Genomic DNA, 23914 nt, shown 5'->3' on the forward strand with positions numbered 1-23914 from the left:
CCCTCCAAGGCAGCGTACCGAGCGGTGTGCCCGCTTCTGATAATCGCCTCCAACACCGAGCCCACGTTTTTGGAGCGCGTCATGCACAACAACAATAAGAAACTATCGCCTCGTATCCTGACGGCTGTCATCGCCAGCCTTTCGACCCTGGGCCTGAGCGGCGTCGCCGAGGCCGAGATCATGCTGTACGACAAGGACCAGACCACGTTTTCCACCGACGGCTACATCAATGCCTTTTACGTCAACAGTGATGTCGACCGGGCGGGCGATCAATTCGACCGCCGCCAGTCACGGGTGAAGATGGGTTTTTTGCCCAACTACCTGGGCTTCAACATGGGTAAACAGGTGGATGACCTGAAGCTCGGGGCGCGTGCCTCGTTCTGGGTGACCATCAACGACAGCGAAACCAACGGCACCGACACCGCCATCGACGTGCGTCAGTTCTACGGCACCGTGGCAAACCCCGAGTGGGGCGAGGTGTTGATCGGCAAGGACTTCGGGCTGTTTGCGCGTTCCAACATTCTGCTGGACGAACTGCTTGCCGGTTACGGCCAGGTCAGTGACAGCCTGGGGCTGGTGGACGGCGGCGGGGTATCGTTCGGCAACATCGGCAGCGGTTACCCGTACCCATTCCCCACCTCGCAGATCACCTACCGCACACCGGTGATGGAGGGCCTGCGGGTAGCGGTGGGCATCATGGACCCGGTGGACACCAACGACAGTAGCCCGACCGGCAAGGCTTATCAGGAAAACCCCCGCACCGAGAGCGAGATCACCTACCAGTTCGACCTGGCCGGCGCCAAGATCTATAGCTGGATCAATGGCAGCTACCAGACCTCGGACAACACCGACTCGACGGTCAAGTCGATCACCTCCAAAGGTGTCGGCTATGGCGTGCAGGCGAAGATGGGCGGGCTGTCGCTCACCGGCTCCGGCTTCCAGGCCAAGGGTATCAACCCGTTCTTCACCAACAACGCCGGCGAGCCAACCCTGCGCAATGTCGACAGCGACGGTTACCTGCTGCAAGGGTCATACAAAGTTGGCAAAAACCGACTGGCGTTGTCCTACGGCAAGACCAAGGACGATGGCAACGGGGTGGTGGGCAGTGGCGCGGATTACGAGACGCGGGGTGTGGCGCTGTTTCATGACGTCAACGACAACCTCACGTTGGTGGCCGAGTACAACCAGTTTTCCATTGATGGGCATGACACCAGCGACCAGAACGAAGACACCGATACCCTTGCATTGGGCGCGGTGCTGACCTGGTAGCGTTTTGGCGGGCGAGGTGTTCGCCTCGGCATTTTCTGCGCCCATGAGATCGAGCGCCGCCCGCGCGGCGCTCGATCTGCGCCCCACCACAACCCTCAAGGCAGGCCTCCACAACCAACCCATACTCCCATGGAACCGCCTACCCGCTACCCAAGTAGCATTCGCCCTCCAGGACGTCCTCCGTACACTCAACCTTCAGCCAACCCGCGCCGGAGACCACGATGCAGCAGGCCCAGAACGACGGTGTGGTCAGCGCCATGTCCCAGGCAACCGATGCGCGGCTTGCAGCCCAGGACCTGGCGCGGCAGCTGCTGCACCCGCACCTGGGGTTCGTGCTGTTCTTCTGTTCTGCCGAGTACGACCTGCAGGAACTGGGCGAGGCCTTGGAACAAGGTTTCGGCGGCATTCGCCTGGTGGGCTGCACCAGTGCCGGCGAAATCACCCCGCTAGGCTACGGCCGTAACTGCGTGACGGCGCTGGGGTTCGATCATCGGCAGTTTTCCATCGCCACCGAACTGATCGATGAAATGGAACGCTTCAGCCTGATCGACGCCCAGCAGATGGTCGAACGGCTGGTCGGCACCTGCCGCAGCAATACCCTCGCGCCGATCAAAGGCCACAGCTTTGCCCTGACCCTGCTCGACGGCTTGTCCAGCCGCGAGGAGATGTTCCTTGGCGCCCTGAGCGCGGCATTGGGGGACATCCCGCATTTCGGCGGGTCGGCCGGCGACGACAACTACCTGACCCGTACCCACGTGTACTTCGGCGGGGCGTTCCACAGCGGCGCGGCGGTAGTGGTGCTGGTCAATACCTGGCTCGACTTTGAAGTGTTCACCACGCACCACATCCTGCCGCGTGATGAAAAGCTGGTGGTGACCGGCGCCGACAGCGCTCAGCGGCGGGTCTTCGAACTCAATGCCGAACCCGCTGCCGAGGAATACGCCCGGCACATCGGCGTGCCGGTGGCCGAGCTCGATCACCGGGTATTCGCTGCCCACCCGTTGGCGGTGCGGATTCACGATCAGTATTACGTCCGGGCAATCCAGCAGGTGCACCCGGACCTGAGCCTGAGTTTTTACTGTGCGGTGGAAAACGGCATCGTGCTCACGGCCATGACACCGGGCCCGCTGTTGCCAAAGCTGCACACCCTGTTCGACGGGCTGCACCAGCGCCTGGGCCCCTTGCTGCTGACCATTGGCTGCGACTGTTTCCTGCGGCGCCTGGAACTGGAAGCGCACGATGGCCTGGAGCAGGTCGGCGCGTTCTTGCGCGAGCAGCGGGTGATGGGCTTCAACACCTATGGAGAACAGTTCAATGGCATGCATATCAACCAGACCTTCACCGGGGTCGCCATTGCCCGCAACCGGCCACCCGTCAGCCGCTGAACTGCAGGCCGAGGTCGTTCGGCTGCAGCACGAGAACCGCAAGCTGCAGCGCATCAACACTGCGCTGATCGAACGCGTCGAGTCGGGCGTGACCCGCGGCAACGACCCCTACGCGGCATTTCAGCACTCGGTGGTGCTGGCTGAACAGGTCCGCGAACGCACCGACGCCCTCAACCAGGCCATGGCCGAGCTCAAGGCCGGTAACCACCTGCTCAGTGAAGCGCGGCTGCGGGCCGAGACCGCCCACCAACACTTGATCGACGCCATTGAAAGCATCTCCGACGCCTTCGTGCTGTTCGACCAGAACCAGCGCATCGTACTGTGCAACAGCCGTTTCAAGGCGTTCTGGGCCAACAGCCGGGTGCGGATCATCGCCGGCATGCGCTTGGCCGAGGTCAAGCAACTGATGACCGCCAGCGGGGTGTTCACCGAAGAGCCCCGCGGGCCGGCCGATGAGCACCTGCTGTACCGCCTGCAGAACGGGCGCTGGCTGCAAGTCAGCGAACGGCCTACTTGCGAAGGCGGGCGGGTGTTCCTGTTCACCGACATCACCGAGGTCAAGCTCAGCGAGACCTTGCGCCGCGAGCAAGCGGTGGCGCAGAAATCGCAACTGATTCGCCTGATCACCGACCATGTTCCAGCGCTGATCGCCTACCTGAATGCTGACCTGGTCTACGAATTCACCAACAAGGTGTATGAGGAGTGGTACTGCTGGCCCCGCGGCGTGATGTTGGGCCAAAGCCTGCGCGAGGCCCACAGCGAGTCGCATTACCAACGCCTGGAGGCCTACGTGGCGCGCGCGTTGGCGGGGGAGAGCGTGACCTTCGAGTTTGCCGAAAACAACATCAACGGCCAGGAGCGCTACATGCTGCGCTCCTACGTCCCCAACCGCCTGGCCAATGGCGAAGTGGTGGGGATCTTCGTGTTGATCCGCGACATTACCGAGCGGCGCAAGAGCGCCGAGGCGCTGCACCAGGCTTACCAGAACCTTGAGCAACGGGTGCGCGAGCGCACCGCCGAGCTGACCAGCCTCAACGACCAGTTGCTGCGCGAGATTGATGAGCGCAGCCGGGCCGAATCACGGTTGCGCGAGGCCAAGCGCGAGGCCGAGCAGGCCAACCTGTCGAAAACCAAATTTCTCGCTGCGGTCAGCCATGACCTGCTGCAACCCCTGAACGCGGCGCGGCTGTTCACCAGCGCGTTGCTCGAACGCCGCGAGCCGCACCAGAGCGTTCAACTGGTACGCAACGTCAGTAATTCCCTGGAGGACGTGGAAAACCTATTAGGCACCCTGGTGGATATTTCCAAGCTTGACGCCGGGGTGATCAAGGCCGATATCGCCCCCTTCGCCCTTAGCGAACTGATGGACAACCTGGCCGCCGAATACGCCCAGGTGGCGCGCAGCGAAGGGCTGGAACTGCACTTCGTGGGCTGTTCGGCCTTGGTGCACAGTGACATCCAGCTGTTGGCGCGGATCCTGCGCAACCTGCTCAGCAATGCCATCCGCTACACCCGCAGCGGCCGCGTGGTGCTGGGCTGTCGGCGTCAGCGCCGGGGCCTGTGGATCGAAGTCTGGGACAGCGGGATCGGCATCGCCGAAGAGCGCCTGGAGGAAATGTTCCAGGAGTTCAAACGGGGCGATGTACAGCGCCCGGACCAAGACCGTGGCTTGGGCCTGGGCCTGGCGATCGTGGAAAAGATCGCGGGCATCCTCGGCCATCGGATTCGGGTGCGTTCCTGGCTCGGCAAAGGCTCGGTGTTCGCCGTCGAAGTGCCGCTGAGCGCAACCGCGCCCAAAGCCCCGCCGAGCCTGGCCATCAGCGAGCCGATGCTCGAACGCCTGCGCGGTGCGCGGGTGTGGGTGCTGGATAACGATGCGGCGATTTGCGCCGGCATGCGCACCCTGCTGGAAGGGTGGGGTTGCCGGGTGGTCACTGCGCTGTCGGAGGAAGACCTGGCGCGGCAGGTGGACAATTACCACGCCGAAGCCGACCTGTTGATCGCCGACTACCACCTGGACAACGACTGCAATGGTGTCGATGCCGTGGCGCGGATCAGTGCCCGCCGCGCCGTGCCGATTCCGGCATTGATGATTACCGCCAACTACAGCAACGAACTCAAGCAACAGATCCGCGAGCGGGGCCACACCCTGATGCACAAGCCGGTGCGGCCAATGAAACTCAAGGCTGCGATGAGCCATTTGCTGGCCAACAGCCCCGTTCAGCCGCTTTAACGGCGCAGGTAGTCGCCGAAGTCGATATCGCCAGCGCTGAGGATGGCTTGCACCCGGTTGTGCACGTTGAGTTTGCGCAAGATCGCCGAAACGTGGGCCTTGACCGTGGTTTCAGCGATGTCCAGGGTGTAGGCGATCTGCTTGTTCGACTCGCCTTTGGTCATGCGCTCGAGCACCAGCAACTGCTTGCGGGTCAGGGCCTGGAGCATCTCGGGTGGGAAGCTTGGGGTATCGCTCTGGCGCCGGCTGGTGCTGCTTTTGTTGGCGCGAATGATGTCGGGTGGCAGGTAGACATTGCCGGTGAGGATCTGCTCGATTGCTTCGATCATCTGCGAACGTGGCGAGGACTTGGTGATGAACCCCACGGCGCCATAGGTGATGGCCTGCAGCACGATTTGTTTTTCCTGCTCGGCCGAGACGATCACCACCGGTGTGGTCGGGGCCTCGTTGCGCAGGGTGATCAGGCCATTGAGGCCGTGCATGCCGGGCATGTTCAGGTCGAGCAGGATCAGGTCGAGGTCGTCATGCTCCAGGGTCAGCGCCAGGGCGCTGTCCAGGTCGGCAGTCTCCATGACTTCGCTGCCTGGGAAGCCATCGCTGATGACGTTGTGGATGGCTTCGCGAAACAGTGGGTGATCGTCGGCAATCAGAATTTTGTACATGGCCTTTTCACCTCGTTTTTATTGGATGGGGCGCGCACGCGTTTACCGGTGGTGAGTTCAGGGGAAGGGCTCTGGCTGGGCCGGCTGCAGTGGCAGGTTGGCAGCTTCCCAGGCGTCCAGGCCGTCGCGGTACCAATACAGGGTCTTATAGCCCAGGGATGCTGCGCGTTTTACCGCGTTCCAGCTTAACCAGCAATCGGAGCGGCAGTAAAAGACCAGCGGTTGCTCCAGGCGGCCGGCGGTGGCTTTTTGCAGGTGGCGCACGAAGTAGTCTTGCCAGGCCGGGCTCAGCTCGCCGTCGCCGGTGTTGGCCAACCAGTGGCTGCCGGGGAGGTTGGCGTGGGGTTCGTCTTCGATGAAGCGGCCTTGCAGCCATTGCCGGCGGTACACATCGACCAGCACCGGCTTGGGGTGCTGGCCCAGCAGGCTTTGCAAGGTGGCGGTGTCGATGACCTGGGCGCCCTCGACCTGGTGCGGTGTCGGGCTGCGGTAGAGGGTGGTGCGATACCCCTCGGCAGAAAACAGCGGCGTGGTGCCGGCTTGAGCGACGCCCAGCAGCAGATTCAGTGAAAGGGCTGCCAGCAAAGCACGTGGCAGCCTGGGCAGGGCACGAGGCATGGGGTTTATCCTTTTTGTTATAGGCCCATTACATGCCAGCGGCGGTGCTTTGTGAATGCGACGATAGACAGTAAAGCCAGTACTAAAGTAGTAGGGCCTAACCCGCTGCTGACGCACGCCACTGTAGGAGCAGCCTTGTGCTGCGAAGAGGCCGGCAACAGCAGCGAAGATTCATTGTGTTGTCACTGGCCTCTTCGCAGCACAAGGCTGCTCCTACAGAGATTGCTCATGACGATTGGCTCAGCGTCACCCCATAATCATTGCAAAGCCCTTGCGTGTGCTCAGTTATTCCTTCGCTCAGCACGGACCGGTAGGAGCAGCCTTGTGCTGCGAAGAGGCCGGCAACAGCAGCGAAGATTCATTGTGTTGTCACTGGCCTCTTCGCAGCACAAGGCTGCTCCTACAGAGATTGCACATGGCGATTGGCTCAGCGTCACCCCTTAATCATTGCAAAGCCCTTGCGTGTGCTCAGTTATTCCTTCACTCAGCACGGACCGGTAGGAGCAGCCTTGTGCTGCGAAGAGGCCGGCAACAGCAGCGAAGATTCTCTGTGTTGTCACTGGCCTCTTCGCAGCACAAGGCTGCTCCTACAGGGATTTTCGCAAGGCATGAGGGGTCAGCGCGGCTTGCGCAGCGCTGCGTGCTGGGGGTTGAAGGTCAGTATCGCGAGCAGGGTGAACAGCACGGTCAGGCCCAGGCAGACCGTCAGCGCCAGCGGATTGAAGCGTTCGTACAGGGCAAAGCGCACCAGTTCCACGGCGTGAGTGAAGGGGTTCAGGGCGCACAGCCAATACAGCCACTGGCTGGCCTCGCGCATTTTCCACAGCGGGTACAGCGCCGAGGACAGGAAAAACAACGGGAAGATCACGAAATTCATCACCCCGGCAAAGTTTTCCAACTGGCGAATCGCATTCGACAGCAACAGCCCCAGGGCGCTGAGCATCAGGGCCACCAGCAACAAGGCCGGCAGCGCCAGCAACAACCCCGCAGCTGGGGGCTGCACGCCATACAGCCAGGCGATGGCGAGAAACGCATAAACCTGTAGCAGGGAAATCAACGAGGTCGCCAGCAGCTTGCTGCCGAGCAGAAACGCGCGCGGCAAGGGGCTGGTCAGCAGCACGCGCATACTGCCCATCTCGCGGTCATAGACCATCGACAGCGAGCCCTGCATGCCGTTGAACAGCAGAATCATGCAGGCAAGGCCGGGGATGATGTACACCTCGTAGGGGATGTAGGTGTCGTAGGGCTCGATGATCGCTATGCCCAGGGCCGCACGAAACCCGGCGGCAAACACCAGCAACCACAGCAGAGGGCGTACCAGGGCGCTGAGAAACCGCGTGCGCTGCAACACGAACCGCAGGCATTCGCGCAGCAGGATGCCGTTGAAACATTGCCAGTAGGCGTTCATCAGGCCTTCACTCCTGGGGTGGGGCCAGGCGCGCGGGTCAGGCGCGCGAAGGCGTTGTCGAGGTCGCCGCCGTGCGCTTGGCTCAGGGCATCAGCGGTGCCACTGGCCACCAGGCGCCCCTGGTGCAGGATCAGCAGGTCATCACTGGGCTGCACCTCATCCAGCAGGTGGGTGGTCCAGAGCACACTCAGCCCCTGCTCGCGGCACAGGTGCCGAAGGTGCTGGTTGAGCGCCAGGCGGCTGGCCGGGTCGAGGCCGACGCTGGCTTCGTCGAGCAACAGCAAGCGCGGTTCGTGGAGCAGGGCGCGGGCAATTTCCACCCGGCGCCGGTGCCCGATATTCAGCGCACGAACGGGCTCGCGCCGGCGCTCGTCGAGGCCCTGGCGGGCCAGTTCGGCCTCGACCCGCAGGTTGCCCTGGCGCCGCGACAGGCCATGCAACGAGGCGTGGTAGCGCAGGTTCTGTTCGACGCTCAGGTCCAGGTCCAGGGTGCTTTGCTGAAACACCACGCCCAGTTGTCGCAACGCCGGGCGCGCCGCGTTGCGCAACGAGCAGCCGCAGACGCGGATGTCGCCCTGTTGCACGTCGTAAAGCCGGGTGAGCAGTGCGATCAAGGTCGACTTGCCGGCGCCATTGGGGCCCAGCAACGCAGCAAAACGCCCAGGCGCCACACTGAACCCCACGTGCTTGAGCGCCTCGCGCTGGCCGTAGGCGAAACTCACGTCACTGACGTCGAGGGTATTCATGGCGTGACCACCACGCCCCAGGGGTAGCGCCCGACCTTTACCGATTTGAGCACCTTGAGGGTTTTGGTATCGATCACCGAGACGTCGCCGCTGACCCCGTTGGTGGCCAGCAATTGGCTTTGGTCTGGGGTGAATGCCAGCTGCCAAACGCGCCGCCCAACCAGCAGGTAGTCCAGCACCTCGTAAGTCTTGGCATCGATCACCGCCACATGGTTGGCCGGGCCCAGGGCGACGAACGCGTACTGGCCATCGGCGCTGAGCTTGATGCCCACCGGCTGGACTTTGTCCGGGTGCACGCCCTTGATCTGGAAGTTCAGGGTTTTCAGCACCTGGCGCGTGGCCACGTCGAGAATGGTCACCGTGCCGCCGATTTCCGCCGAGGCCCAGAGCCGCGAGCCATCCTGGTTGAACTCGACGAAGCGCGGCCGTTGATCCACCAGGGTGCTGTCGGCCAGGGTCTGGGTGCTGGTGTCGATCCAGTGCAGCATGTTGGTGGTTTCGCTGGTATTGACCGCCCACTTGCCATCGGGGCTTACCGCCATGCCCTCGGGCTCGATGCCGACGTTGATCTGCCCGAGCACTTTGTCGGTTTCGGTGTCGATCACCGTTACCAGTGCGTCGTCTTCGTTTGACACATACAGCCAGCGGTCATTGGGGTGCAGGGCGAACTGCTCGGGGTCCTTGCCGGAGGGCAGTTCCTTGATGATCTTGCGGGTGGCAACGTCCATCACCTGCACCCGGTCCGAATCGCTGGCGCAGATGTACAGCCGCTTGTTGTCGTGGGACAGCAGCAGGCCACGTGGGCGCTGGCCCACGGGCAGGGTCTCGGTAACTTCCAGGCTTTGCAGGTCGATCAGGCTAAGGCTGTTGTCCTTCTCGTTCGAGACCCAGGCGGTGGCGGCGCTGGCGTGCCCGGTGGCAAGCGCCAGCGCGCCGGCCAGCAGGGAGGGGAAAAGCACAGGCCGGTAGCAAAGGGGGCGACGCATGGCGGAATCCTTTTTTTGTGATTATCGGTTTCAGGGGTAGCCGCAGGTCACTTCGGGCTTGTCGAAGCCCAAGCTGTCCATTTCGTTGAAGGGGTGCAGGAAGCCCTCCTGGGGCGAAGTGCTGACCAGCGCGCGGGGCTGAACCAGCGGGATGGGTTGGCGCAGTTCGCCGTTCCATGGGCGGTAGCTGAGCTTGCGGCCTTTGAAGCCATCCAGCGGCAGCTGGTCGCTGAGCAGCAGTTGCTGCAGGGCGCGTGGTTCGGCCTGGCGCAGTTTGCTGACGGCGCTGGCGATGCTGCGCACGGCCATCCAGGCGGCGAAGTCGCGGTCGTTCATCCAGCGTCCGGCCTGGGCTTCGAAGCGTTTTTGCAACTGCGCCGCGCCAAAGGTTTCCACGGTATTGTGCCAGCCGGTGGGGGTCAGGCCCTGGGTGCCGGCCACGGGGCGGGGGTACCAGGTCTGGTAGGGCAGGTATTCGCCGAAGTCACCGCGCTCGTCGGCCACCAGCACCACGTCGTACTCGGCGGTTTGGGTGAACAGGGGCATGTCGGCTTGGGCGCTGCGGCGCTGGTCGTTGTCGAAGCGCCAGGTTTTCTCCGCCACCAGCTGCACGCCGAAGCGCTTCACCGCCCGGCGCAGGGCCGCGGCGTAGGCCTTGTCGTCTTCGGTCTGGCCGACAACGAGCAACGCCCGCTGCCATTTGCGCAGTACCAGAAACTGCGCCAGGGCATCGGCTAGCATGGCGCGGCTGGGCAGGCTATGCAGCACATTGCCCAGGCACTGGCTGCTGCGCAGGCTGTCGTCGGGGCTGCCGGCGTTGAACAGCAGGCTGTCGGGCAGGGCGGCAGACAGTGCGCGCAGGCTGGCGGCCGGCGCGTTCACCACAAACAGCCGCAGGCCCTGGTCATGCTGGGACTTGGCGGCTTGCAGCAGGGCCTCGGGGCTGTCTAGTTGGGTGCTGGCAAGGGTGAACGCCTGCTTGAGAAAACGCCCCGTGCTGTTGCTGTCGACAATCGCCAGCTCGGCGCCCTGCAGCCCCGCGTCGGCGGGCTCGGGGATGATGTTGGACAGCAGCGGGCCGGGATCGGGGCGATAGCCCAGGTAGCCGATGCGCACCTGCAATTGCTGCTCTGGCGGGGCGGCCGATGCGAAGGCCGAACACAGCGCCGTGGCCAGGGCCAGCAGGCAGGTCAGGGCAAGAGGGGCAGGCTGGCGCATAAACGCACTCCACGGCAGATGGCGCCAGCATAGGAAGCCGGCCGGGAGGGGGAAATATGCAGAAAGTAGCGCTCGGCCAGTACCAAGGTAGTAAATCACCGCTAAGGCCTCGGTTTTACGATGGGTCGCAGCCCTGGCCGCGTTCACCCGGAGGAAACTGCCCAATGCGCCTCATCAACCTGTCGGCCCAGTGGCGGATCAACCTGTGGGTCACGTTCTTTTTCGCCTTGGTCACCTTGGCCTGTGGCGGGTTGCTGCTGCACCAGGCGGTGGCCGATGTGGAGCGCGAATTGCAGTCTGCCGAAGCTGTGGTGGCGTACCTCGCCGACACGGCCGAACGCGACCCGGCGAGCCTGCAACCGCGGCTGACCCAGAGCCTGCGCCACGTGCGGGTGCACTGGCTGGCGGCGGGCGAAACCGCGCAGATGCCGCGGGAGGCCGGGCTGGATGCCTGGCTGGGGCGCCAGCTGTTCGGTGATCGCCGCCACAGCACCCGCTTGCTGGACCTGAGCGAGGGGCGCCGGGTACTGATCGCCGTGGATGCACGGGATGAAATCGACGAAGTCCGGGATTCCCTGCAGCAGTTGCTGGGCTTGTGTGGCCTGGCCTTGCTCGTGAGCCTGTTGACCATCCGCTGGGCGGTGCGGCGCGGCATGGGCCTGCTGGATGAACTGCTGCGTGCGTTGCGCCAGGTCTCGGGTGGGCAGTTGACCACTCGCCTGCGCGAATCCGGCCTGCCGGAGGCACGCCAGTTGGCGGCGCATTTCAACCGCATGACTGCGACCTTGGAGCAGACCCGGGCTGACAATGCCCAGCTCACCCAAACCCTGTTGGCGGTACAGGAACAGGAACGCACCCACCTGGCGCAGGCCCTGCACGATGACCTCGGGCAGTACCTGGCGGGTATCCGCGCCCAGGTCTGCCTGCTGCGAATGGTGGCAGGCCAGCCGACGGTGGTGGAGCAGACCGCGCAAGCCCTGGAGCTTAACTGCGAACGCCTGCAGCAGGGCTTTCGTGCCTTGGTACACGACTTGTATCCGGTGGCGTTGCAACACGTGCCATTGGCCGAAGCCTTTGGGGTGCTGGTGAGCCAATGGCAGGCCAGCCAAGGCATCGATTGCCGTTTGCGGGTCGGTGAGCGCCTGCCGGTGCTGCCCGGCCCCAGCCGAACGCATTTGTATCGCCTGCTGCAGGAGGCGTTGACCAACGTTGCCCGGCATGCCGGCGCCAGCCAGGTGCGGGTGCGCCTGCAACGCAGTGCCAAGGGCTTGCGCCTGTTGGTGCGTGACAACGGCTGCGGCGCGAGCCAGCCCCAGCGGCCCGGCGTAGGCCTGCATTCGATGGCCGAGCGCGCGCGCAGCCTGGGCGGCGAATTACGCATCCTGAGTCGCCCGGGTGCCGGCTGGGCGTTGGCCCTGAACATTCCCATGGAGGCCTGATGAATATCGTATTGGTGGATGACCACGCCGTGGTGCGCCAAGGTTATGCCAGCCTGTTGCGGGCGGTGCTGCCGGCGATGGAAGTGCGCGAGGCCGCTAGTGGCGAAGAGGCGCTGGTGCGGGTTCAGGAGCAAGTGCCGAACCTGGTGATCATGGACTTCGGCCTGCCCGGCATCAGCGGCCTGGAGACCACCCGCCGGCTGCGTCAGCGCCTGCCGCAGCTACGGGTGCTGTTTTTCAGCATGCATGATGAACTGCCCCTGGTGCGCCAGGCCCTGGAGGCGGGGGCTTCGGGCTACCTGACCAAGAATTCGGCGCCCCAGGTGTTGATCGAGGCGGTGCACCGGGTGTTGGCCGGGCATGCCTATATCGAGCAGCCTTTAGCCACACAGCTGGCCTGCACACCGCAACAGAACGCCAGCGACCCGCGCTTGCAGCGCATGACCCAGCGCGAGTTGGAGATTTTCGTGATGCTGGCCAAGGGCACCCCGGTGCGGGTGATTGCCGAACAGCTGTGCATCAGTGCCAAGACCGTTTCCAATCACCTGACCTTGCTCAAGAGCAAGTTGCAGGTGAGTTCCCATGCTGAGCTGGTGCACCTGGGGATCGATCTGGGGGTGGTGCGGGTGGCGGGGTGAGGTTTTGTGGGAGATTTTGTGGCCTGGGGTTCAGTTTGGAATTTTTGGCGCCTGGGAGATCGAGCGCCGCCCGCGCGGCGCATCGCGAGCAACGCTCGCTCCTACGTTTGTTTCGGGCCAATTATTCCTGGGGTAAATGCGCGCGACCGCCTTGGGGCATGACGCGATATGGCGTCGAACAAACAAGGCGGTCGCGCGCGCCTGTCACAGGCGTTATTGGCCAAAAACAAACGTAGGAGCGAGCGTTGCTCGCGATGCGCCGCGCGGGCGGCGCACGATCTCACAGGCGCCAAACCCCTCACGGCGAACACCCTGCTCAATCATCCCAACTCCCAGGACAGCCCACACACCCTTCCATATTTGCCTCCTGAAAATTCCCATAATGCTGCCGCGCCCCGCGCAGATCGGCTTGTGCCAAGTTGCTCTGGCCAAACTTGGCTTCCTGAAGGTTGGCATCGCCGAGGTTGGCCCCTTGCAGGTCGGTTTTACTCAGCCAGGCCATCTCCAGGTCCGCCGCCCGCAGGTTGGCCTGGTGCATGTTCGCCCCGGAAAGCCTGGCGAACTGCAGGTACGCCGCACTGAGGTCGGCCTTCTCGAACTGCGCCCCCTGAGCAAACAGCCCCCAGCCTTGAATGGCAATCAACGTGCTATGGCTCAGGTCTGCCAACCGCAGGTTGCTCTGCTGCAGGCTGGCGCGGGTCAGGTTGGCGCCCTGCAAGCGGGCCTTTTCCAGGTTGGCCAGGTCCAGGCGGGCATGGCGCAGGTCGGCATCGCGCAGGTCGGCGCCGGCCAGGTTCATCTTGCGCAGGTCCTGGTTGGCCAGGTTGGCGCCACGCAAATTGGCGCCCGGGCACTGGCTGCCTTCGGCAATTACGCAGCCGTTGACGGTCAAGGGGGCATCGTTGTCGTCGTCGGCATTCACGGCCAGGGCAGGGGCAAGGAGCAACAGCAGGGCAAAGGGCAGGTAATTCATGAGCGAAGACTCTCGGTGAAAGGAGGGCAGGTGCGGGGAGGGCGCTGGGCGCTCCCCGCAGGCGATCACCGCTGCGCGGTCTTGTTGTCCCAGCTTGGGATCTTGAACACCCAGAACGAGCCGCCCTGGGCCACCGGCTTGGTCAGTTCGGCCATGTCGCCGCCCCACAGCGGCACCGCGCCGCCATAGCCCACGGTCACGCCGATGTACTGCTCGCCGTCCTGTTCCCAGGTGATGGGTGGCGAGACGATGCCGCTGCCGGTCTGGAACTTCCACAGCTCCTTGCCCGTCTTGGCGTCGAAGGCCTTGAAGAAGCCGTCGCCAGTGCCGGTGAACACCAGGTTGCCCTTGGTCGCCAGTACGCCGGCCCACAGTGGCAGGCGCTCTTTGTGCTCCCAGACCAGCTTGCCGGTGGCCGGGTCCATGGCGCGCAAGGTGCCGACGTGGTCGTCATACATACGCTTGATGCGGAAGCCCATGCCCAGGTAGGCCGAGCCCTTCTTGTAGTTCACTTCTTCTGTCCAGTACTCCTCCTTCCACTGGTTGCCGGGGATGTAGAACAGGCCGGTGTCCTGGCTGTAGGCCATGGGGTTCCAGTTCTTGCCACCCAGGAACGGCGGCGAGACTTCCACCGGCTTGCCCTTGGTTTCACCCGGCAGGGGCTTGGCTGGCCGCTGGCCGGGGTTTTCCACCGGGCGCCCGGTCTTGAGGTCGATATGGCTGGCCCAGGTGATGTTGTCGACGAAGGGGAAGGCGTTCTGCAATCTGCCGTTGTTGCGGTCCACCACGTAGAAGAAGCCGTTGCGGTCGGCGTGGCCGGTGGCCTTGACCACCTTGCCGTCCTTGTCTTTGTAATCGAACAGCACCAGCTCGTTGTTGCCGGAGAAGTCCCAGGCATCGTTCGGCGTGTGTTGGTAGAACCACTTCACTTCGCCGGTGCTGGGGTCGACGCCGACCTGGCCCGAGGTGTAGAGGCTGTCGTAGTCGTGGGGGTTGCCGTCCTTGGACGTGCGCGCCCAGGTGTTCCAAGGGCCAGGGTTGCCAGCACCGACGATGATGGTGTTGCTCTCGGGGTCGAAGCTGGCGCTCTGCCAGGGTGCGCCGCCGCCGTGGCTCCAGGCCTCGACCTTGCCGGTCTCGGTGGTCGGGTCGTCTGGCCAGGACGGCGCCTTGACGTCGCCGGTCGGGGTGCTGTCCTTGCCATTCAGGCGGCCCATGTGGCCTTCGACGAAGGGTCGCATCCACACTTCTTCACCGGTGTCCGGGTCGCGGGCGAACAACTGGCCGACCACGCCGAACTCATCGCCAGAGCTACCGTGGATCAGCAACACCTTGCCGCTGGTCTTGTCTTTGATCAGCACTGGGGCGCCGGTCATGGTGTAGCCGGCGCTGTGGTCGCCGAACTTCTTGTTCCACACCACCTTGCCGGTGCGCTTGTCGAGGGCGATGAGGCGGGCGTCGAGGGTGCCGAAGTAGATCTTGTCGCCGAAGATGGCCGCCCCTCGGTTGACCACGTCGCAGCACGGGCGAATGTTGTCTGGCAGGCGGTGGTTGTAGGTCCACAGGCGTTTGCCGGTCTTGGCATCGAGGGCAAATACCCGCGAGTAGGAGCCGGTGACGTAGACCACGCCGTCGCTGACGATGGCCTGGGATTCCTGGCCGCGCTGTTTTTCGTCGCCGAAAGAATAGGACCAGGCCGGGGTCAGCTTGAACACGTTCTGGTCGTTGACCTGGGCCAGTGGGCTCCAGCGCTGGGCATTGGTGCCCATGCCGTATTGCAGCACGTCCTGGGTGGTCAGGTGGTCGTTGGCGATGTCTTCCCAGGTCACGTTCTTGCTGGCAGGTGCCGCGGGGGCGGTGGCCGCGGTGGCCGCCGTGCAGAGGGCCAGGCTACCGGCCAGCAGCAGGGCCCGCACGCTGAGGGCCAGAGGGGAAAGGGCGGGTAGCGATCTTATTGTCATGGTTGCAGTTCCCTGTGGAGGTTTTGGCCTGCACAGGGTGGCGGCGGGACGGCGGCTGGGGATACGGAAAAAGTCCCGCCCTTGCCGGGAATAGTTCCCGGGCGGCACCTCATTTGGCCCTTCGCCACAAGCCCTACTACCAAGGGAGTAAGGCCCGGCCACCAAAGCAGCATACGGCCGCGCGCGGGCTGTTTCTAAGATGGCGGCACGGCCTCTGTGGTTGAGGCCTTGCGTGCAATCTTGAGGGCATAACAATGACAAAAAAACGCAACGTCTTGCTCGCTACAGGCCTGCTGGCCGGTGCTTTGCTGACGGGCACGGTGTGGGCTCATGGCAATGTGGTGCCCCAGGCGGTGGAAACCCAGGGCTTGACCCCGATCAAAGACGCCGGGGTAAGCCTGGACGGTGACGGCTGGGCCGCGGTCAACCCGTACCGCACCTCCCCCGAGCACGACAAAGCCGTAGAAATCGGCGCCTCGGCCTACAACCAGAACTGCGCTGCTTGCCATGGCCTGGAAGCCAAGTCTGGCGGTATCGCCCCGGATTTGCGCCTGCTCGATGTGGGCGAGGCCGGGGATGAGTGGTTCGTCGAGCGGGTGCGCCACGGCGCGGTGCGTGACGGGCGGGTGTACATGCCGAAGATGGCCGATTACCTGAGCCAGGAAGCCCTGTGGGCGGTACGCACCTACCTGGACAGCGTGCACGTCGAGGAGTGATCGCCATGCGTCTGTCGGCCGTGCTGTTGAGTGGCCTGCTGCTGTGCTGTGCGGCAGTGCAGGCTCAGGTGCGCAACTACGACGCGATCATCGCTGCCGGTGAATTGAAGGTGGCTGTGTACAAGGATTTCGCGCCCTACAGCTTCGAGGACCACGGCCAGCCGCGTGGCGTCGATGTGGAGCTGGCGCAAGCGCTGGCCACGGCCTTGGGGGTGCACCTGCAATTGATCTGGGCGCCGCCAGGGGAAAAGCTCGACGACGACCTGCGCGACTACATCTGGCGCGGCAGCCCGCTGCGCCACCAGCAGTTGGCCGACCTGATGATGCGGGTGCCCTACGACCACGCCTACGCGCAGAAGCGCAACGAGCTGGGCGAGCTGGAAAACGCCCAGGTGGTGATGTTCGGGCCCTATCAGGAGGAGCGCTGGCAGGTGGCCTATGACCGCCGCCGCCTGCCCTCGGTGGCCAGTGTCGCGGTGTTCCAGCAGCACCCCATCGGGGTCGAGGTGGACAGTGTGCCGTCGTTCTACCTGACCTCGGTGTTCAACGGCATGCTCAGCGCCAACACCCACCATTACCCCAGCGTGCAACAGGCGTTCGGCGCGCTACAGGCCGGCCACGTGGACGCGGTGATGGCGATGCGCGGCGAGGTTGACTGGCAGTTGCATCAGGCCGCCGACCCGCAACTGGCCCTGGCGGAAAACGCCTACCCGAACCTGGGCAAGCAGGCATGGGACATCGGCATGGCAGTGCATGAAAGCAACCGGCAGTTGGCCTATGCGGTGGAGGAAGCCCTCGAGGCGATGATCCGCGATGGCCGGCTGAAGGCGCTGTACGCCACCTACGGCCTGCGCTACGAGGTCCCGGAGATGTACCAATGAACTGGCGGGCGACATTACTGCTGGCCTGTTGGATGCCTTGGGCAGCCCAGGCCGGTGAACCGAGCAGCAAGACCGACCCGGTGCCCTCGGTGATGTGGGATTTCTACCACAAGCAACTGCTGGGGCAAGCGCCGTTCGTTTTCGATGAGCGGGTCAAGCTGCTGGCGCCGCCCTTTGCCGAGGACGCCCGGCAAGTGCCGCTGGAGATCGACGCCCGCGCATTCGCGGGTGACGTGGTACGGATTCTCGCCTGGGCCGAACTCAACCCCCTGCCGCGTATTGTCGACTTCGAGCCTGGCGAACGTGTGCTGCCGTGGCTGTCGATCCGCATCCGCATCGAACAGGCCACGCCGCTGCGCGCTGCGGTGCTGACGCGTGACGGCGTGTGGCATGTCGGTTCGACCCTGATCGATGCAGCTGGCGGTGGTTGTACCGCGCCCAGCGTGGTGCGCACCCAGCCTGGCTGGGAGGAGCATGTCGGTGAGGTGCTGGGCGGGCGCTACCCGCGCGGTGGTGGCAGCCGCTTGCGCCTGCAGGTGTCCCACCCGATGGACAACGGCCTGGTCAGCGGCATCCCTGAGTTCTTCCTCGAACATGCCGAATTGCAAGGCGCGGATGGCCAGCGCCTGGCCAGCCTCGCGCTGTATCCGGCAGTCAGTGAGAACCCCAACCTGGGGTTTGATATCCAGGGCCCCGGGCTTACCCGGCTGCTGTTGCGGGACAACAGCGGTAACCAGTTCGAAGCGGCGGTGCCGTGAGCGCGTTGCTCGCCTTCACCCCCTGACCAGAGGCGCCTGTCATGCGTTGGATGCTGCTGTTGTTGCTGTGCCTGGGCCTGCCGGCCTGGGCGGACCTGGACTATCGACTCACGCCCCGGCAAATCGCGGAAGGCACTTGGCTGCTGGAGGGCAGCACCGACAATTTCGCCAAGGCCAACGGCGGCAATATCGTCAATACCGCGTTCATCGTCACCGACAGCGGCGTGGTGGTGATCGACAGCGGGCCGTCCAAGCGTTACGGCGAGGCCCTGCGCCAGGCTATTGCCGCCACCACCGACAAGCCGGTGGTCGAAGTGCTGCTGACCCACCATCACCCCGACCATGTGCTGGGCAACCAGGCCTTTACCGATGTGCCTATTGGCGCCCTGGCTGGCACAGGCGCCCTGCTGCGCCAGCAGGGCGAGGCGATGGCCGAGAACATGTACCGCTTGGTCGGTGACTGGATGCGCGGCACCGAGGTGGTGCTGCCGACCCGGGTGCTGGAACCGGGTGTGCATGAGGTGGGTGGGCACCGGTTGCGGCTGTTGGCGCTGGGCGGGCATACCGGTGCGGACCTGGCGATTCTCGATGAGAAGACTGGGGTGCTGTTTGCCGGCGATTTGGTGTTTTACGAGCGCGCCCTGACCACCCCCAACAGCCCAGGGCTGGACGTTTGGCTCAAGGACCTGGACACCTTGCAGGCCTTGCCCTGGAAGCAGCTCGTGCCGGGGCATGGGCCGGTGGCCAGCGATGCTAAGCCTTTTGCGCAGATGCGTGATTACCTGGGCTGGCTGGATGGCCTGATGCGCGAGGGGGCAGCGCGTGGAGATGACATGGTCGAGATGATCCGCAGCCCGATCCCTGAGCGGTTTGCCGGTATCAGCCTGACCCGTTATGAGTTGATTCGCAGCGTCAGTCACCTGTACCCGCGGTATGAGCGTTTGCGGTTGCAGCGTATCGACGGCAAGCCGCCTCTCTGACCCGAAGAAGCAGCCTACAGGCTGTGGGAGCGGGCTTGTCCCGCGAACGGGCCTACGCGGTGCTTGGCACCGGCTTTGCCGGTGTTCGCGGGGCAAGCCCGCTCCCACAGAGTCCCTGCTAGCTCAACAAAGCTATGCGCTGTTCTATGAAAGCCCCTGTACCAAGGAAGTAGAAAACTCCACATTGCGGGCAATTGTTGGCAAGCAGGTCGGGCACAAGAATTCTCGGCACACCGGGAAAATTTCCCGGGCACAACAAAAAAACCAAAGGTAGCCGTCATGACCCGATCCCCACGTCGTCCCTTGTTCGCCGTGAGCCTGGTGCTCAGCGCCATGCTGCTGTCCGGCGCGGCACAGGCCGCTGTCAGCGATGAAGAAATCCTCCAGGACCCGAAAAACCCGCAGCAGATCGTGACCAATGGCCTGGGGGTTCAGGGCCAGCGCTACAGCCCGCTGGACCTGCTCAATGTCGGCAACGTCAAGGAACTGCGGCCAGTCTGGGCCTTTTCGTTCGGCGGTGAAAAGCAGCGCGGCCAGCAGGCCCAGCCGCTGATCAAGGACGGCGTGATGTACATGACCGGCTCCTACTCGCGGGTGTTCGCCGTCGACGCCCGTACCGGCAAAAAGCTCTGGCAATACGATGCGCGCCTGCCAGATGACATCCGCCCTTGCTGTGACGTGATCAACCGCGGCGTAGCGCTGTACGGCGACCTGGTGTTCTTCGGCACCCTGGACGCCAAGCTGGTGGCCCTGAACAAAGACACCGGCAAGGTGGTCTGGAGCAAGAAGGTCGCCGACCACAAGGAAGGCTATTCCATCAGCGCCGCGCCGATGATCGTCAACGGCAAGCTGATCACCGGTGTGGCCGGGGGCGAGTTCGGCGTGGTGGGCAAGATCCAGGCATACAACCCGGAAAACGGCGAGCTGCTGTGGATGCGCCCGACCGTGGAAGGGCACATGGGCTACGTCTACAAAGACGGCAAGGCCATCGAGAATGGTATCTCGGGCGGCGAAGCGGGCAAGACCTGGCCCGGCGACCTGTGGAAGACCGGTGGTGCAGCGCCGTGGCTGGGCGGTTACTACGACCCTGAAACCAACCTGTTGCTGTTCGGCACCGGCAACCCGGCGCCGTGGAACTCCCACCTGCGCCCAGGCGACAACCTGTATTCCTCGTCGCGCCTGGCCCTGAACCCGGACGACGGCACCATCAAATGGCACTTCCAGAGCACGCCCCATGACGGCTGGGATTTTGACGGCGTCAACGAGCTGATCTCGTTCAACTACAAGGACGGCGGCAAGGAGGTCAAGGCCGCCGCAACCGCTGACCGCAACGGCTTCTTCTACGTGCTGGACCGCACCAACGGCAAATTCATCCGCGGCTTCCCCTTCGTCGACAAGATCACCTGGGCGACCGGCCTGGACAAGAATGGCCGCCCGATCTACAACGAGGCCAGCCGGCCAGGGGCACCGGGCACTGAGGCCAAGGGCAGTTCCGTGTTCGTCGCACCGGCCTTCCTCGGCGCCAAGAACTGGATGCCCATGGCCTACAACAGGGACACCGGGCTGTTCTACGTGCCGTCCAACGAATGGGGCATGGACATCTGGAACGAAGGGATCGCCTACAAGAAAGGCGCGGCATTCCTCGGGGCCGGTTTCACCATCAAACCGCTCAACGAAGACTACATCGGCGTGCTGCGCGCCATCGACCCGGTCAGCGGCAAGGAAGTCTGGCGCCACAAGAACTTCGCGCCATTGTGGGGCGGGGTGCTGACCACCAAAGGCAACCTCGTGTTCACCGGCACGCCGGAAGGTTTCCTGCAGGCGTTCAACGCCAAGACCGGCGAGAAAGTCTGGGAGTTCCAGACCGGCTCCGGCGTACTTGGCTCGCCGGTGACCTGGGAAATGGACGGCGAGCAGTACGTCTCGGTGCTGTCTGGCTGGGGGGGCGCGGTACCGCTGTGGGGCGGCGAAGTGGCCAAGCGGGTGAAGGACTTCAACCAGGGCGGCATGCTCTGGACCTTCAAGTTGCCTAAACAGCTGCAGCAAGCGGCCAGTGCCGAGGCGCCAGCACCCAGCGCCAAGCCGCAAAGCTGACACCGGGCCGCTTGCGGCCCTACTACCAAATGACGAGAGCTCCGCTGCCAACGATGCATACGTCTGGCACGCGGGGCTTTTTACCATCGGTCCATCGCCTGTCGTTGGACAGGCATCGACCCGCAGAGGCTCAGCATGATCTACGCACAACCCGGAACCCCAGGCGCCATCGTGTCGTTCAAACCCCGCTACGGCAATTTCATCGGCGGCGAGTTCGTGCCGCCGTCCGGTGGCCAGTACTTCACCAACAGCTCGCCGGTCAATGGCCAGCCGATTGCCGAATTCCCACGCTCCACCGCCGCGGACATTGACCACGCCCTGGACGCCGCGCATGCCGCTGCCGACGCCTGGGGCAAAACCTCGGTGCAAGACCGCGCCCTGGTGCTGCTGAAGATCGCCGACCGCATCGAGCAAAACCTGGAAGTGCTGGCCGTCAGCGAAAGCTGGGACAACGGCAAGGCCGTGCGCGAAACCCTCAATGCCGACGTGCCGCTGGCGGCGGACCACTTCCGTTACTTTGCCGGCTGCATCCGTGCCCAGGAAGGTGGGGCGGCAGAGATCAACGCGCTGACCACGGCCTACCATTTCCACGAACCCCTGGGTGTGGTCGGGCAGATCATCCCGTGGAACTTCCCGCTGCTGATGGCCGCCTGGAAGCTCGCCCCGGCCCTGGCCGCCGGTAACTGCGTGGTGCTCAAACCCGCTGAACAGACCCCGTTGTCGATCACGATTTTCGCCGAGCTGATCGCCGACCTGCTGCCAGCAGGTGTGTTGAACATTGTCCAGGGCTTTGGCCGTGAAGCCGGTGAGGCTCTGGCCACCAGCAAGCGCATCGCCAAGATCGCCTTTACCGGCTCCACCCCGGTGGGCTCGCACATCATGAAATGCGCGGCCGAGAACATCATCCCGTCTACCGTCGAGCTGGGCGGCAAATCGCCGAACATCTTCTTCGAAGACATCATGCAGGCCGAGCCTGCGTTCATCGAAAAGGCCGCCGAAGGCCTGGTGCTGGCGTTCTTCAACCAGGGTGAGGTGTGCACCTGCCCGTCGCGGGCGCTGATCCAGGAATCGATCTACGAGCCGTTCATGGCCGAGGTGATGAAGAAAATCGCCAAGATCACCCGTGGCAACCCGCTGGACACCGACACCATGGTGGGTGCCCAGGCCTCCGAGCAGCAATACGACAAGATTCTCTCCTACCTGGAGATTGCCAAGGAGGAGGGCGCGCAGTTGCTCACCGGCGGCGCTGCCGAGCGGCTCGACGGTGACCTGTCGACCGGGTACTACATTCAGCCGACCCTGCTCAAGGGCCACAACAAGATGCGCGTGTTCCAGGAAGAGATCTTCGGCCCGGTGGTGGGCGTGACCACCTTCAAGGACGAAGCCGAAGCGCTGGCCATCGCCAACGACAGCGAGTTCGGCCTGGGCGCTGGCCTGTGGACCCGTGACATCAACCGCGCCTACCGCATGGGCCGGGCGATCAAGGCCGGCCGCGTGTGGACCAACTGCTACCACCTGTACCCGGCGCATGCGGCGTTTGGCGGTTACAAGAAATCCGGCGTGGGCCGCGAGACCCACAAGATGATGCTCGACCATTACCAGCAGACCAAGAACTTGCTGGTGAGCTATGACATCAATCCGCTGGGCTTTTTCTAAGCCTTGGATGGCCTCGGGGGCTGCTTTGCAGCCCTTCGCAGGCAAGCCAGCTCCTACAAGATCCACACTGATCCAGGCGGGAGCAGTTTGCCCGTGAGTAGGCCGGTACAGAACTAGACAACCCCCTACCAACGCACCCCGCAAGCTCGTTCCAAAGTAGCATTCGGCCCCGCCGCCCCCCGTGCATTAATGCCTCTACCGGAATTGCCCGGCACAAGAAGAGGACCGCCCCATGTGGACTAAACCCGCCTTTACCGACCTGCGCATTGGCTTCGAAGTGACGATGTATTTCGCCAATCGTTGATGGCTCTGCGGCCATCGTAGCGATGGCCGTTCCTTCTCTGGGGATTGTTGTCCATGCACATTCGTGTTCTCGGCTCCGCCGCTGGCGGAGGTTTTCCACAGTGGAACTGCAACTGTCGCCAATGCGCCGGTGTGCGTAATGGCAGCCTGAGGGCGCAGCGGCGCACGCAGTCTTCGATCGCGGTGAGCGACGATGGCGAGCAGTGGATACTGTGCAACGCTTCACCCGACATCCGCGCCCAGCTCGAAAGCTTCCCCGCTTTGCAACCGGCGCGCCGCCTGCGCGACACGGCAATTGGCGCGGTGGTGCTGCTGGACAGCCAGATTGACCATTGCACGGGCCTGCTCAGCCTGCGCGAAGGCTGCCCGCACACGGTGTGGTGCACCGAGCGGGTGCATGAAGACCTGAGTAGCGGTTTCCCGCTGTTTACCCTGCTCAAGCACTGGAACGGTGGCTTGCAGTGGCAATGCATCGGCCTGGACCGCGAACCGTTTCGCATCGCTGCCTGCCCAAACCTGCAATTTCGCGCGGTCCCGTTGCTGAGCAACGCGCCGCCGTATTCGCCCAACCGCGGCAACCCGCAGCCAGGCGACACCATTGGCCTGCTCATCGAGGACCGGCGCAGTGGTGCCTCGGTGTTCTATGCGCCGGGCCTGGGGCAGGTCGATGCCGAAGTGGCGAGCTGGATGCGCCATGCCGACTGCCTGCTGCTGGACGGCACGCTGTGGCGCGACGACGAGATGCGGGTGTGCGAAGTCGGCCAAAGCCTGGGCAGTGAAATGGGCCACCTTGCGCAGAGTGGCCCGGGTGGCATGCTCGACGTGCTGGAGGGCTTCAGCCGCCAGCGCAAGATCCTCATCCACATCAACAACACCAACCCGATCCTCGATGAAGACTCGGCCGAACGGGCCTTGCTGGATCGACGGGGGATTGAAGTGGCGTACGACGGCTTGTCTATCACGCTGTAAGGGCTGGCACCGCGTGCCCTG

The 23914-nt window shown here is 63.9% G+C and carries 21 protein-coding genes; 13 read left to right on the plus strand and 8 right to left on the minus strand.

Annotation, left to right across the window (positions count from 1 at the left end; all coding sequences use genetic code 11):
- The first annotated feature begins 81 nt into the window (after positions 1 to 81).
- The 3 genes from AB7M33_RS21290 (at position 82) to AB7M33_RS21300 (ending at position 4887) form a co-directional block, all read left to right on the plus strand.
- Positions 82 to 1269 (plus strand): porin, encoded by a 1188-nt coding sequence (locus AB7M33_RS21290; RefSeq protein ID WP_027596431.1) that lies wholly within the window; start codon positions 82 to 84, stop codon positions 1267 to 1269.
- Positions 1270 to 1490: 221 nt separating this feature from the next.
- Positions 1491 to 2654 carry a nitric oxide-sensing protein NosP gene (gene nosP, locus AB7M33_RS21295; protein WP_027596432.1) on the plus strand — a complete coding sequence of 388 codons (1164 nt, stop codon included), beginning with the start codon at positions 1491 to 1493 and terminating at the stop codon, positions 2652 to 2654.
- On the plus strand, positions 2584 to 4887 hold the full coding sequence (locus AB7M33_RS21300) for a NahK/ErcS family hybrid sensor histidine kinase/response regulator (RefSeq protein ID WP_454243549.1): 2304 nt from the start codon (positions 2584 to 2586) through the stop codon (positions 4885 to 4887). Before nosP ends, AB7M33_RS21300 begins: the two co-directional genes overlap by 71 nt.
- On the opposite strand, the gene AB7M33_RS21305 is transcribed toward AB7M33_RS21300, so the two are convergent.
- From AB7M33_RS21305 to AB7M33_RS21330, 6 genes are all read right to left on the minus strand, one after another.
- Positions 4884 to 5549 carry a response regulator gene (locus AB7M33_RS21305; RefSeq protein WP_027596434.1) on the minus strand — a complete coding sequence of 222 codons (666 nt, stop codon included), beginning with the start codon at positions 5547 to 5549 and terminating at the stop codon, positions 4884 to 4886. The two genes, AB7M33_RS21300 and AB7M33_RS21305, sit on opposite strands and share 4 nt — an antisense overlap.
- Before the next feature lie 57 nt (positions 5550 to 5606).
- On the minus strand, positions 5607 to 6167 hold the full coding sequence (locus AB7M33_RS21310; protein ID WP_412764489.1) for a PQQ-dependent catabolism-associated CXXCW motif protein: 561 nt from the start codon (positions 6165 to 6167) through the stop codon (positions 5607 to 5609).
- Between the two features lie 616 nt (positions 6168 to 6783).
- The gene (locus tag AB7M33_RS21315) at positions 6784 to 7575 is read right to left on the minus strand and encodes an ABC transporter permease (RefSeq protein ID WP_265968042.1); all 792 of its coding nucleotides are present in this window, start codon (positions 7573 to 7575) and stop codon (positions 6784 to 6786) included.
- Positions 7575 to 8321 (minus strand): ABC transporter ATP-binding protein, encoded by a 747-nt coding sequence (locus AB7M33_RS21320; protein ID WP_027596437.1) that lies wholly within the window; start codon positions 8319 to 8321, stop codon positions 7575 to 7577. The genes AB7M33_RS21315 and AB7M33_RS21320 overlap by 1 nt, the downstream gene beginning before the upstream one ends.
- Positions 8318 to 9307 (minus strand): YVTN family beta-propeller repeat protein, encoded by a 990-nt coding sequence (locus AB7M33_RS21325; protein WP_274888817.1) that lies wholly within the window; start codon positions 9305 to 9307, stop codon positions 8318 to 8320. The genes AB7M33_RS21320 and AB7M33_RS21325 overlap by 4 nt, the downstream gene beginning before the upstream one ends.
- 30 nt (positions 9308 to 9337) lie before the next feature.
- Positions 9338 to 10525, minus strand: coding sequence for an ABC transporter substrate-binding protein (locus AB7M33_RS21330; protein WP_454243550.1), 1188 nt, complete (start codon positions 10523 to 10525; stop codon positions 9338 to 9340).
- A gap of 164 nt (positions 10526 to 10689) precedes the next feature.
- On the opposite strand from AB7M33_RS21330, the gene AB7M33_RS21335 reads away from it, so the two are divergent.
- Together AB7M33_RS21335 and AB7M33_RS21340 are read left to right on the plus strand one after the other, a co-directional pair.
- Positions 10690 to 11964: a histidine kinase gene (locus AB7M33_RS21335; RefSeq protein ID WP_454243551.1), complete on the plus strand. Its 1275-nt coding sequence runs from the start codon at positions 10690 to 10692 to the stop codon at positions 11962 to 11964.
- Positions 11964 to 12602: a response regulator gene (locus AB7M33_RS21340; protein ID WP_027596441.1), complete on the plus strand. Its 639-nt coding sequence runs from the start codon at positions 11964 to 11966 to the stop codon at positions 12600 to 12602. Before AB7M33_RS21335 ends, AB7M33_RS21340 begins: the two co-directional genes overlap by 1 nt.
- A 316-nt stretch (positions 12603 to 12918) precedes the next feature.
- Here AB7M33_RS21340 and AB7M33_RS21345 read toward each other — a convergent pair whose 3' ends face one another.
- Positions 12919 to 13575, minus strand: a complete 657-nt coding sequence (locus AB7M33_RS21345; protein WP_454243552.1) for a pentapeptide repeat-containing protein — start codon at positions 13573 to 13575, stop codon at positions 12919 to 12921.
- A 65-nt stretch (positions 13576 to 13640) separates the two neighbouring features.
- Positions 13641 to 15536, minus strand: coding sequence for a quinoprotein ethanol dehydrogenase (gene exaA / locus AB7M33_RS21350; protein ID WP_454243553.1), 1896 nt, complete (start codon positions 15534 to 15536; stop codon positions 13641 to 13643).
- Positions 15537 to 15790: 254 nt separating this feature from the next.
- Between exaA and pedF the strand changes: the two genes are divergently transcribed.
- From pedF to pqqB, 8 genes are all read left to right on the plus strand, one after another.
- The gene (gene pedF, locus AB7M33_RS21355) at positions 15791 to 16252 is read left to right on the plus strand and encodes a cytochrome c-550 PedF (RefSeq protein WP_027596444.1); all 462 of its coding nucleotides are present in this window, start codon (positions 15791 to 15793) and stop codon (positions 16250 to 16252) included.
- Positions 16253 to 16257: 5 nt separating this feature from the next.
- Positions 16258 to 17133, plus strand: coding sequence for a substrate-binding periplasmic protein (locus AB7M33_RS21360; protein ID WP_265968046.1), 876 nt, complete (start codon positions 16258 to 16260; stop codon positions 17131 to 17133).
- Entirely contained in the window at positions 17130 to 17891 is a 762-nt protein-coding gene (locus AB7M33_RS21365) for a quinoprotein dehydrogenase-associated SoxYZ-like carrier (protein WP_454243554.1), read from the plus strand. Before AB7M33_RS21360 ends, AB7M33_RS21365 begins: the two co-directional genes overlap by 4 nt.
- Positions 17892 to 17932: 41 nt before the next feature.
- On the plus strand, positions 17933 to 18871 hold the full coding sequence (locus AB7M33_RS21370; protein ID WP_454243555.1) for a quinoprotein relay system zinc metallohydrolase 1: 939 nt from the start codon (positions 17933 to 17935) through the stop codon (positions 18869 to 18871).
- A gap of 279 nt (positions 18872 to 19150) precedes the next feature.
- The gene (pedH, locus tag AB7M33_RS21375) at positions 19151 to 20965 is read left to right on the plus strand and encodes a PQQ-dependent alcohol dehydrogenase PedH (protein ID WP_027596448.1); all 1815 of its coding nucleotides are present in this window, start codon (positions 19151 to 19153) and stop codon (positions 20963 to 20965) included.
- Between the two features lie 135 nt (positions 20966 to 21100).
- The gene (exaC, locus tag AB7M33_RS21380; protein WP_252824541.1) at positions 21101 to 22621 is read left to right on the plus strand and encodes an acetaldehyde dehydrogenase ExaC; all 1521 of its coding nucleotides are present in this window, start codon (positions 21101 to 21103) and stop codon (positions 22619 to 22621) included.
- Positions 22622 to 22853: 232 nt separating this feature from the next.
- On the plus strand, positions 22854 to 22925 hold the full coding sequence (pqqA, locus tag AB7M33_RS21385; RefSeq protein ID WP_003253598.1) for a pyrroloquinoline quinone precursor peptide PqqA: 72 nt from the start codon (positions 22854 to 22856) through the stop codon (positions 22923 to 22925).
- A 53-nt stretch (positions 22926 to 22978) separates the two neighbouring features.
- Complete coding sequence (pqqB, locus tag AB7M33_RS21390) at positions 22979 to 23893, plus strand: pyrroloquinoline quinone biosynthesis protein PqqB (protein ID WP_454243556.1); 915 nt, start codon at positions 22979 to 22981, stop codon at positions 23891 to 23893.
- The last annotated feature ends 21 nt before the right edge of the window (positions 23894 to 23914 follow it).

Source organism: Pseudomonas sp. Y3 TE3536 (assembly GCF_053629175.1).

Coding starts and splice junctions, on each gene's coding strand:
- exaC (WP_252824541.1), top strand. CDS start 21,101: ATGATCTACGCACAACCCGGAACCCCAGGCGCCATCGTGTCGTTCAAA.
- AB7M33_RS21325 (WP_274888817.1), bottom strand. CDS start 9,307: ATGCGTCGCCCCCTTTGCTACCGGCCTGTGCTTTTCCCCTCCCTGCTG.
- pqqB (WP_454243556.1), top strand. CDS start 22,979: ATGCACATTCGTGTTCTCGGCTCCGCCGCTGGCGGAGGTTTTCCACAG.
- AB7M33_RS21330 (WP_454243550.1), bottom strand. CDS start 10,525: ATGCGCCAGCCTGCCCCTCTTGCCCTGACCTGCCTGCTGGCCCTGGCC.
- pedF (WP_027596444.1), top strand. CDS start 15,791: ATGACAAAAAAACGCAACGTCTTGCTCGCTACAGGCCTGCTGGCCGGT.
- AB7M33_RS21340 (WP_027596441.1), top strand. CDS start 11,964: ATGAATATCGTATTGGTGGATGACCACGCCGTGGTGCGCCAAGGTTAT.
- AB7M33_RS21365 (WP_454243554.1), top strand. CDS start 17,130: ATGAACTGGCGGGCGACATTACTGCTGGCCTGTTGGATGCCTTGGGCA.
- AB7M33_RS21290 (WP_027596431.1), top strand. CDS start 82: ATGCACAACAACAATAAGAAACTATCGCCTCGTATCCTGACGGCTGTC.
- AB7M33_RS21310 (WP_412764489.1), bottom strand. CDS start 6,167: ATGCCTCGTGCCCTGCCCAGGCTGCCACGTGCTTTGCTGGCAGCCCTT.
- AB7M33_RS21300 (WP_454243549.1), top strand. CDS start 2,584: ATGGCATGCATATCAACCAGACCTTCACCGGGGTCGCCATTGCCCGCA.
- AB7M33_RS21360 (WP_265968046.1), top strand. CDS start 16,258: ATGCGTCTGTCGGCCGTGCTGTTGAGTGGCCTGCTGCTGTGCTGTGCG.
- AB7M33_RS21335 (WP_454243551.1), top strand. CDS start 10,690: ATGCGCCTCATCAACCTGTCGGCCCAGTGGCGGATCAACCTGTGGGTC.
- AB7M33_RS21315 (WP_265968042.1), bottom strand. CDS start 7,575: ATGAACGCCTACTGGCAATGTTTCAACGGCATCCTGCTGCGCGAATGC.
- AB7M33_RS21305 (WP_027596434.1), bottom strand. CDS start 5,549: ATGTACAAAATTCTGATTGCCGACGATCACCCACTGTTTCGCGAAGCC.
- pedH (WP_027596448.1), top strand. CDS start 19,151: ATGACCCGATCCCCACGTCGTCCCTTGTTCGCCGTGAGCCTGGTGCTC.
- AB7M33_RS21345 (WP_454243552.1), bottom strand. CDS start 13,575: ATGAATTACCTGCCCTTTGCCCTGCTGTTGCTCCTTGCCCCTGCCCTG.
- nosP (WP_027596432.1), top strand. CDS start 1,491: ATGCAGCAGGCCCAGAACGACGGTGTGGTCAGCGCCATGTCCCAGGCA.
- AB7M33_RS21370 (WP_454243555.1), top strand. CDS start 17,933: ATGCGTTGGATGCTGCTGTTGTTGCTGTGCCTGGGCCTGCCGGCCTGG.
- exaA (WP_454243553.1), bottom strand. CDS start 15,536: ATGACAATAAGATCGCTACCCGCCCTTTCCCCTCTGGCCCTCAGCGTG.
- AB7M33_RS21320 (WP_027596437.1), bottom strand. CDS start 8,321: ATGAATACCCTCGACGTCAGTGACGTGAGTTTCGCCTACGGCCAGCGC.